Origin of the sequence: Streptomyces bobili, from assembly GCF_002154575.1 — a bacterium.
Lineage (GTDB): Bacteria > Actinomycetota > Actinomycetes > Streptomycetales > Streptomycetaceae > Streptomyces > Streptomyces bobili.
In genome coordinates this window covers 1-7,994 of the sequence record NZ_MUBA01000344.1, presented here as the reverse complement: position 1 = coordinate 7,994, position 7,994 = coordinate 1, and the positions used below count along the sequence as shown (strand labels likewise).

Sequence of the window (7,994 nt, the reverse complement as noted above, 5' to 3'; positions counted from 1 at the left end):
GCGGGTGGTCGGCGGGTGGGCAATGCCCGCCGGACATCACCCCGCCCGGTGGACCACCGCGTCGCACAGTTCCAGAAGCGCCAGCTTCGCCTCGCACTCCCGCAGCGGCGCCAACGCCGCCCGCGCCTCCTTGGCGTACCGCACGGTGTCCCGCCGAGCCTGTTCCAGCGCCGGGTGGGCGCGCAGCGCGGCCAGCGCCTCGGCGAGCCTGGCGTCGTCGCCGAGGTCGGAGTCGAGCAGCTCGCACAGCGCGATGTCCTCGGGCAGCGACAGCCGCGCCGCCCGCTCGCGCAGCCGCAGCACCGGCAGCGTGGGGATGCCCTCGCGCAGATCGGTGCCGGGCGTCTTCCCCGACTCGTGCGAGTCCGACGCGATGTCGAGCACGTCGTCCGCGAGCTGGAAGGCGACGCCCAGCCTCTCGCCGTACTGGGTGAGCACGTCCACGACCGTCTCGTCGGCGCCGGACATCATCGCGCCGAACCGGCACGACACCGCGACCAGCGATCCGGTCTTGCCGCCGAGCACGTCGAGGTAGTGGTCGACGGGGTCCCGTCCGTCGGTGGGCCCGGCCGTCTCCAGGATCTGGCCGGTGACGAGCCGTTCGAACGCCTCCGCCTGCACCCGCACGGCCTCGGGCCCGAGGTCGGCGAGGATGTGCGAGGCACGGGCGAACAGGAAGTCACCGGTGAGGACGGCGACGGAGTTCCCCCAGCGGGTGTTCGCGCTGGACACCCCTCGCCGTACCTCGGCCTCGTCCATCACGTCGTCGTGGTACAGCGTGGCCAGGTGGGTCAGTTCCACCACCACCGCGGAGGGCACGATGCCGGGCGCGTACGGGTCCCCGAACTGCGCGGCGAGCATCACGAGCAGCGGCCGGAACCGCTTTCCGCCCGCCCGGACGAGGTGCTGCGCGGCTTCCGTGATGAACGGGACCTCGCTCTTGGTGGCCTCGAGCAAGCCTTCCTCGACAGCCGTCAATCCGGCCTGGACATCGGCTTCCAGAGCCTGGTCCCGCACGCTCAGCCCGAACGGCCCGACGACGGTCACGAGGGGTCTCCTGTCTGCTGGTGTCTTCTGGCGATTACGCGGTTTGTCGATAGGTCGCTGCCCTCACTCAAGTCAGCGTATCCGGTCACGTTTCGATCACCGACAGGCCCCACGTCCCCCCGTCTCGAACTTCGCTCGTGCAGGAGTCGCCCCCCTGTCGGCCGGGCGGCATCGGATCCTGCCCGGTATGTTGCTGATCAGCCGGTATGAGCCCTCTGAACCGGCGGGAGAACAGACCGGCGACGCCGTCTTCCGGTCACCCGCGTCACCCGCGCCACCGGCGTCACCCACTCGGCCGTAGCCGTCCGACACACCCTCCCCGCTGACCTCACGGGGGCCACGCACATGCGCATCCGTTCGTCCTTCCCCTACGAGACCACCCACGACGACCTCCGCATCCGTCTGCCCGATGGAACCCTCCTGTACGCCCGCGTGTGGCGACCGTTGACGGACGAGCCGGTGCCGGCGCTGCTGGAGTACGCCCCGGACCGGCTCTCCGACCGCACGGCGGCGCGCGACCGGCAGCGCCATCCCTGGTACGCGGGCCACGGCTACGCCTCCGTACGTGTGGACGCGCGCGGGCACGGCGACAGCGGGGGTCCGCCGGAGGGCGCCGCCCGCCCGCCGACGGAGCCGGCCGGCCGAGCGGCGGCCGAGGGCGGGGCGGCCGACGGGGCCGCCGTGGTCGCGTGGCTGGCGTCCCAGCCGTGGTGCGACGGCACGGTGGGCATGTTCGGCATCGGCCGGGGCGGCACCTACGCCCTCCAGGTCGCGGCCCTGGCGACCCTCACGGCCGTCGGAGCCCCTCCGCCCACGCCGCTGAAGGCGGTCGTCGCCGTCTGCTGCCCGGACGCCCACCCCGACAACGGCTTGGGCCACCCGAGTGGTTCCGCCCTGCCCGCCGACCCGCCGCACGCGGAGGCGGCGCGGGCCCGGCTCACCTCCCTCTGCCTGCCGCCCGACCCCGAGCACGTCGGTGACGCCTGGCGGGACATGTGGCTCCGGCGCCTGGAGTCCGTCGACCCGCTCACCCCGTCCGCCCCCTTCACCGCGTCCGCTCCCACCGAGGCCTCCTGGGACGTCACGACCCGCGTGCCCGTCCTGGCGGTGGGCGGCTGGCACGACCCGTACGCCGACACGGTTCTCGGGCTCGTCGAGCGTATGCCGCCGGACCGCGTGCGCGGCCTGATCGGTCCCTGGCCGCACGCGTACCCCGACCACGCCGCGCACCCCGGAACCGCGATCGGCTTCCTCCAGGAGACCCTGCGCTGGTGGGACCACTGGCTGAAGGGCAAGGACACGGGCGTGCTCTCCGACCCGCTCCTGCGCGCCTACGTCCCCGGCTCCCACCTCCCGGTCACGGCGTACGGCGTCCTGCCCGGCCGCTGGGTCGGCGAGCCCGCCTGGCCCTCACCTCGGGTGCGCGTCGCGACGTACTCCCTCCAGGGCGCCCCGGTCCTGGTGCGCTCCCCCTTGCGCACGGGTGTGGACGCCGGCCGCCTGCTCCCCCGCGGCGGCGACGCGGGACTCCCGCCGGACCAGCGCGAGGAGGACGCGCGCTCGGTCTGTTTCGACTTCCCGGTGTGCGAGGAGACCTGGGTGCTGGGCGCGCCTCGGGTAAGACTGCGGCTGACATGCGAGGCGTCGCACGCCCAGGTCGCCGTCCGGATCTGCGATGTGGCACCGGACGGCTCCTCGACCCTCGTGAGCCGCGGGGTGCGGGAGCTTCGGCGCACGGAGCCCGCGGGAGAGGATCACGAGAACGCCGCCGGGGACGTCGTCCTCGACCTGGCTCCCGCCGGTCACGCCTTCCCTCCCGGCCACCGGGTCCGTCTCGCCCTCTCCAGCGCCTACTGGCCATGGGTCTGGCCGGGGCCGGAGTCGGCGGCGGGATTCACCGTGGATCCGGCGGGCAGCGCCCTGGAGCTGCCGGTGCGGGTCCGGGAGGCGGACCCCGGCATCGCCTTCGAGGAGCCCGAGCAGGCCCCGCCGCTCGGGGTGAGCCTGCCCGCCACTCTCGACGAGCCGCGCCCCGAGCGGCTTGTCGTGCGGGACGAAGGCGGGGAGTGGGGCGGGGGCGGGTGGCGGCTGGAGGTCGTTCCGCCGGAGGCCGGCACGCGTGTGTACCCCGACGGTCTGGAGTACACCGAGGACGCGCTGACGACGTACACGATCACCGAGCGCGATCCCTTCTCGGCCCGCGTCCGCTGTGACCGGACGGTCCGGCTGCACCGACCGGAGCGGGGCTGGGACACGGGCGTGCGGACCCGCTCGGAGGTCACCTGCGACGCGACGGACTTCATCGCCACCGACGAGGTGGTGTGCACGGAGGGCGGCGAGGTGGTCTTCCACCGGACCTGGCGGAAGCACATTCCCCGGACGCCTCTCCCACACCCGCCCCTTTAAAAGGGACTTGGCGCCCAATGCCCGTTTTACCCCTGTTGTGGACGTCGGTGAGTTGGCTCACTACGCGGCCCCACGGGCAACCCGCGCCGGAAGTTGTGATTCCGCTTTGCCTGGCTGTGAGTTGACCCTTGGCGAACGCAAAGGATCAAGCAGGCAAAGTCATCTGATCATGGTCAATAGGTGCGATCTGTGAATCCGGCACTTGTTCCGGACATGTGCTCTCGCATACGTTCCCGGCCTGTCGGGCAGACGCCTAATCCTGCCGCCGCCCGATAACCCATCGACCGACACTCACGCACGGCAGGAGCGGGGGACCCAGGTAAGTCGCCGAGCCGTACGTCACGCACGTACCGGACCGGCTTGGGGTGAAGTCGCGTCGCCGTATCCCTACGGCGGCCGGCCGGGCACTTTCCAGCCCGAACCCGACAGCTCACCTCGTAGGCGCCGGAGAGGAACCTTTCGTCATGCCCGCTGCCGTTCAGCACCGCCGTACCCGCCTTGCCCGCACCCTCGCCGTCGCCGCCACCGGCGCCGCCGTGCTGGCCCTCCCGCTCATCGGCTCGACCAGCGCCTCCGCGGCCACCACGACGTCGGCCACCACCGCCGCGACGACCGCCGCCGGGTACACCAACAACCTCGACGGCTGGATCCGCGAGTCACTCGCGATCATGGCCGAGAAGGATATTCCGGGCACCTACAACGGCATCTACCGCAACGTCATGCGGGAGTCCTCGGGCAACCCGAACGCCATCAACCTGTGGGACTCCAACGCGGCCGCGGGCATCCCGTCCAAGGGCCTTCTCCAGGTCATCGACCCCACCTTCGCCGCGTACCACGTGTCCGGCACCGCCTACGACCCGTACGACCCGGTCGCCAACATCACCGCCGCCTGCCACTACGCGCAGCACCGGTACGGCTCGATCGACAACGTCTTCGGCGCGTACTGACAGCCGCCCCCGGAGGGATGCGCCAGGGGCACCCGAGGGGGCCGGACATACCCGAGAGGGCCGGCGGGCCCTAGGGGAAGAGTCCTTCGAGGACGACGGCCACGCCGTCGTCCTCGTTCGACGTCGTCACCTCGTCGGCCACCGCCTTGAGTTCGGGGTGGGCGTTGGCCATCGCCACCCCGCGCCCCGCCCAGTCGAACATCGGGATGTCGTTGGGCATGTCGCCGAAGGCGATCGTGTCCCGCGGCCTCAGCCCGAGGTGCTCGGCCGCCAGGGCCAGTCCGGTCGCCTTGGTGACGCCGCACGGCTGCAGCTCCACCGTGCCCGGCCCTGACATCGTGACGGTGGCGAGCGAGCCGACCACCGAACGGGCCGTCGCCGCCAACTCGTCGTCGGACAAGGTGGGATGGCGCAGCAGCACCTTGCTGATCGGCTCGCACCACAGGTCGTCGCGTGCTCCGACCCGCAGGGCCGGCAGGGTCGGGTGCGGCATCAGATAGCCCGGCTCGATGAGCGTCAGTCCGTCGACGCCGTCCTGGTCGACGGCCACGTACACCTCGCCGACCTCGGCCTCGATCTTGCCGAGCGCGGTCTCGGCCAGTTCCCGGTCCAGGGTGACCGACCACAGCAGACGGTCGGCTCCGGCGTCGTAGAGCTGCGCCCCCTGTCCGCACACCGCGAGGCCTCCGCCGCCCAGGATGTCCAGCAGCGGCCGTACGCGAGGGGCCGGGCGGCCGGTCACCACGAGGTGGCGGGCGCCGGCGGCGGCCACCCTGGCGAGCGCGTGGAGCGACCGGTCGGAGAAGGTGTCGTCGCCGCGCAGCAGCGTTCCGTCCAGGTCGGTGGCGACGAGGGAGTACGCGCAGCGCGCGGCATATGCGGTGGGTGCGGCCATGATCAGAGAATACGGACCCCAACCGGCTCCGGCTCACTTCCAGTTCGGTGCCGTTCGCACGGGAAACGACGTCATTCGCGCGAGAAACGGCTTTCTGCCGCAACGCCGGGTACAGCGAAGTTAAAGGCCTATGCACCGGTTGGCAACAACATGGCCCACTACCTACCGCCCGCGGTACCTGGAGCGGTACCGTCCAGACAGTCCAGGGGGGACTTGATCGGGGGGTCAGGTTGAGCAGCGGACGTATTCGTGTGCTGAGGCCGGAGGAGCTCGGCGAGGGGGAACGGGAGCGGTGGCGCGCGCTGCGCGCCGCGTCGGCGGCTGCGCGCAACCCGTTCATGGAACCGGAGTTCACCGAGGCCGTGGGCCGCGTGCGACCCCGCACGCGTGTCGCGGTGGTGTACGAGGGGCGGGAGCCGGTCGGCTTCCTGCCCCATGAGCGGGGCAGGTTCGGCCAGGGCCATGCCCTCGCGTACGGCGTCTCGGACGCCCAGGGAGCCGTCCTCGGCCCGGGTCTCGGGCTGAACGCGGACGAACTCCTGCGGGCCTGCTCCCTGTCGAGTTTCGCCTTCGACAATCTGGAGGCGGAGCAGGAGCTGTTCGTCCCGCACGCGGCGGCCGAGTACACCTCCTACGTCATCGACGTGGAAAAGGGTTACGAAACGTACGAGTCCGTCCTGCGCGCACAGTCGCCGAAGTTCCTGAAGACGACACTCGCCAAGGAGCGCCGTCTCGGCCGGCAGATCGGTGACCTGCGGTTCGTGTTCGACGAACGCGATCCGGCCGCGCTGCGCACGCTGATGGCGTGGAAGTCCGCGCAGTACCGCAGGACGGGCCGCCGGGACCGGTTCGCGCAGGACTGGATCACCCGGCTCGTGAGCCTGCTCGCCTCGGAGACGCGCGGCCCGGACTGCTCCGGCACGCTGTCCGTCCTCTACGCCGGCGGGCAGCCGGTCGCCGCCCACTTCGGGCTGCGCTCGACGACCGTCCTGGCCTGCTGGTTCCCTGCCTACGACCCGGAGTTCGCGAAGTACTCGCCCGGACTGGTGCTGCATCTGCGGATGGCCGAGGCGGCCGCCGCCGAGGGCATCGGGCTGCTCGACCTCGGCCGGGGGGCCGCCGAGTACAAGGACTCGCTGAGGACGGGCGAACTGCCCGTCTACGAAGGAGCGTGGACGCGTCCGGGGGCGGGCGCGGCGCTCCACTGGCTCAGCCGCGAACCCTCGCGCCGCGCGCACCACTTCGTGCGCAGCCGGCCGCGGCTCGCGGCGACGGCCGCACGGGCGCTGAAGGGGGCCGGGCGACTGCGCCGGTCCTGACGGTTTCCACGGTTTCGATGAGGGGGAGATCCGTGTCCCACGCGACACGTGTACGGCAGGAGATTCAGAGGTTCCTCGCGATCGAGCCGGTGCAGGTCGCCGAACTCGAACTGAACGACGGCGGGGCGCTGAGACCCGGACCGGGCAGCCCGCCCGTCACGCACGGCGAGGTGTTCCTGCTGGTCAGGAGGGGCGGCCGGCCGGTCGCCACACTGCTCGGGCGGGTACCCGAGGGCGCCGATCCGAGAGCGGTCCTCACCGCACTGGCCCGACGGCACGTGGGCGCCGGTCCGGAAGCGGTCCCCACGGCGGTCACCGTGCCGTTCACCAGCGTCGTCATCGCCACCCGCGAGCGCGCCGACCGGCTTGCCCACGCGCTGGACTCGATGCTCGCCCAGGACCATCCCGACTTCGAGATCGTCGTCGTCGACAACGCCCCGGTGACGGATGCGACGCGGGTACTCGTCGAGCGCAAGTACGCCGAGCGCGTGCGGTACGTGACCGAACCCGTGCCCGGCCTCGCCGTCGCCCACAACACGGGCCTCGCCGCGGCGCGCGGCGACGTGGTCGCCTTCACCGACGACGACGTGGTCGCCGACCCGCGCTGGCTGACCGAACTCACCGCGCCGTTCGCCGCCGACCCCGGACTCGGCTGCGCGACCGGCCTGATCCTTCCGGCCCGGCTGCGCACGCCCGCCCAGGTCCTCCTGGAGAGCCACGGCGGCTTCGCGAAGGGCTTCACGCCACGGACGTACGACTCTGCCGGACCGCCCTCCGACGAGCCGCTGTTCCCGTTCACGGCGGGGCGGTTCGGGTCCGGCGCGAACATGGCGTTCCGGACCGGCGTACTGCGCGCGGTCGGCGGCTTCGACCCGGCGACGGGGGCGGGGACGCTCGCGCGCGGCGGCGACGACCTGTACGGCTTCGTCCGCGTGCTCGCCCAGGGCCACCGCCTGCACTACACCCCGCGGGCCCTGGTCTGGCACCACCACCGAGAGACCTGGCAGGACCTGGAGACCCAGGCGTACGGCTACGGCGCCGGCCTCACCGCCTACCTCACCGCGATCCTGGTCAACCGGCCCGCCCTGCTCCCGGCGTTCCTCGCCCGGCTGCCCCGCGGACTCGCCCACGCCCGCACGCTGACGGCGATCCGGGACACGGAGGGATCGGGGGGATCGGAAGGTGCAGCGGGTGCGGATGGTGCGGCGGGCGTGCCTGGTGGGCACGACGATCGTGGTCATCCGTGGCCGCGCCGGCTGTCGCGGCTGCAACGTAAGGGGATGGCGTACGGGCCGGTCGGTTATCTGCGCGCCCGGCGCGCGATGCGGGCGGCGTCGCGGGAGGCTGTGACGTCCGGGGTGTCCGGGGGCGGGCGATGAC

The 7,994-nt window shown here is 72.3% G+C and carries 6 protein-coding genes and 1 riboswitch; of the genes, 4 read left to right on the top strand and 2 right to left on the bottom strand.

Going from position 1 to position 7,994, the window contains the following annotated elements; all coding sequences use genetic code 11:
* Positions 1–36: 36 nt before the first annotated feature.
* Positions 37–1,047: a polyprenyl synthetase family protein gene (locus tag BZL64_RS25810; RefSeq protein WP_086771586.1), complete on the bottom strand. Its 1,011-nt coding sequence runs from the start codon at positions 1,045–1,047 to the stop codon at positions 37–39.
* Positions 1,048–1,392: 345 nt separating this feature from the next.
* Between BZL64_RS25810 and BZL64_RS25805 the strand changes: the two genes are divergently transcribed.
* Both BZL64_RS25805 and BZL64_RS25800 read left to right on the top strand, forming a co-directional pair.
* Entirely contained in the window at positions 1,393–3,453 is a 2,061-nt protein-coding gene (locus tag BZL64_RS25805; protein ID WP_086771585.1) for a CocE/NonD family hydrolase, read from the top strand.
* 272 nt (positions 3,454–3,725) lie between these two features.
* Positions 3,726–3,912: riboswitch (cyclic di-AMP (ydaO/yuaA leader) on the top strand.
* A gap of 5 nt (positions 3,913–3,917) precedes the next feature.
* Entirely contained in the window at positions 3,918–4,400 is a 483-nt protein-coding gene (locus tag BZL64_RS25800) for a transglycosylase SLT domain-containing protein (protein WP_086771584.1), read from the top strand.
* 70 nt (positions 4,401–4,470) lie between these two features.
* Here the strand turns inward: BZL64_RS25800 and BZL64_RS25795 are convergent, their stop codons facing one another.
* Complete coding sequence (locus BZL64_RS25795) at positions 4,471–5,295, bottom strand: Cof-type HAD-IIB family hydrolase (protein WP_086771583.1); 825 nt, start codon at positions 5,293–5,295, stop codon at positions 4,471–4,473.
* A gap of 251 nt (positions 5,296–5,546) precedes the next feature.
* On the opposite strand from BZL64_RS25795, the gene BZL64_RS25790 reads away from it, so the two are divergent.
* Positions 5,547–6,614, top strand: coding sequence for a GNAT family N-acetyltransferase (locus BZL64_RS25790; protein ID WP_086771582.1), 1,068 nt, complete (start codon positions 5,547–5,549; stop codon positions 6,612–6,614).
* 17 nt (positions 6,615–6,631) lie between these two features.
* Complete coding sequence (locus BZL64_RS25785; protein WP_086771581.1) at positions 6,632–7,993, top strand: glycosyltransferase family 2 protein; 1,362 nt, start codon at positions 6,632–6,634, stop codon at positions 7,991–7,993.
* Position 7,994: the final 1 nt, after the last annotated feature.

Excerpts from the sequence above, each read along its gene's own strand:
- BZL64_RS25805 (WP_086771585.1), top strand. The coding sequence starts at position 1,393 with ATGCGCATCCGTTCGTCCTTCCCCTACGAGACCACCCACGACGACCTC.
- BZL64_RS25800 (WP_086771584.1), top strand. The coding sequence starts at position 3,918 with ATGCCCGCTGCCGTTCAGCACCGCCGTACCCGCCTTGCCCGCACCCTC.
- BZL64_RS25795 (WP_086771583.1), bottom strand. The coding sequence starts at position 5,295 with ATGGCCGCACCCACCGCATATGCCGCGCGCTGCGCGTACTCCCTCGTC.
- BZL64_RS25785 (WP_086771581.1), top strand. The coding sequence starts at position 6,632 with ATGAGGGGGAGATCCGTGTCCCACGCGACACGTGTACGGCAGGAGATT.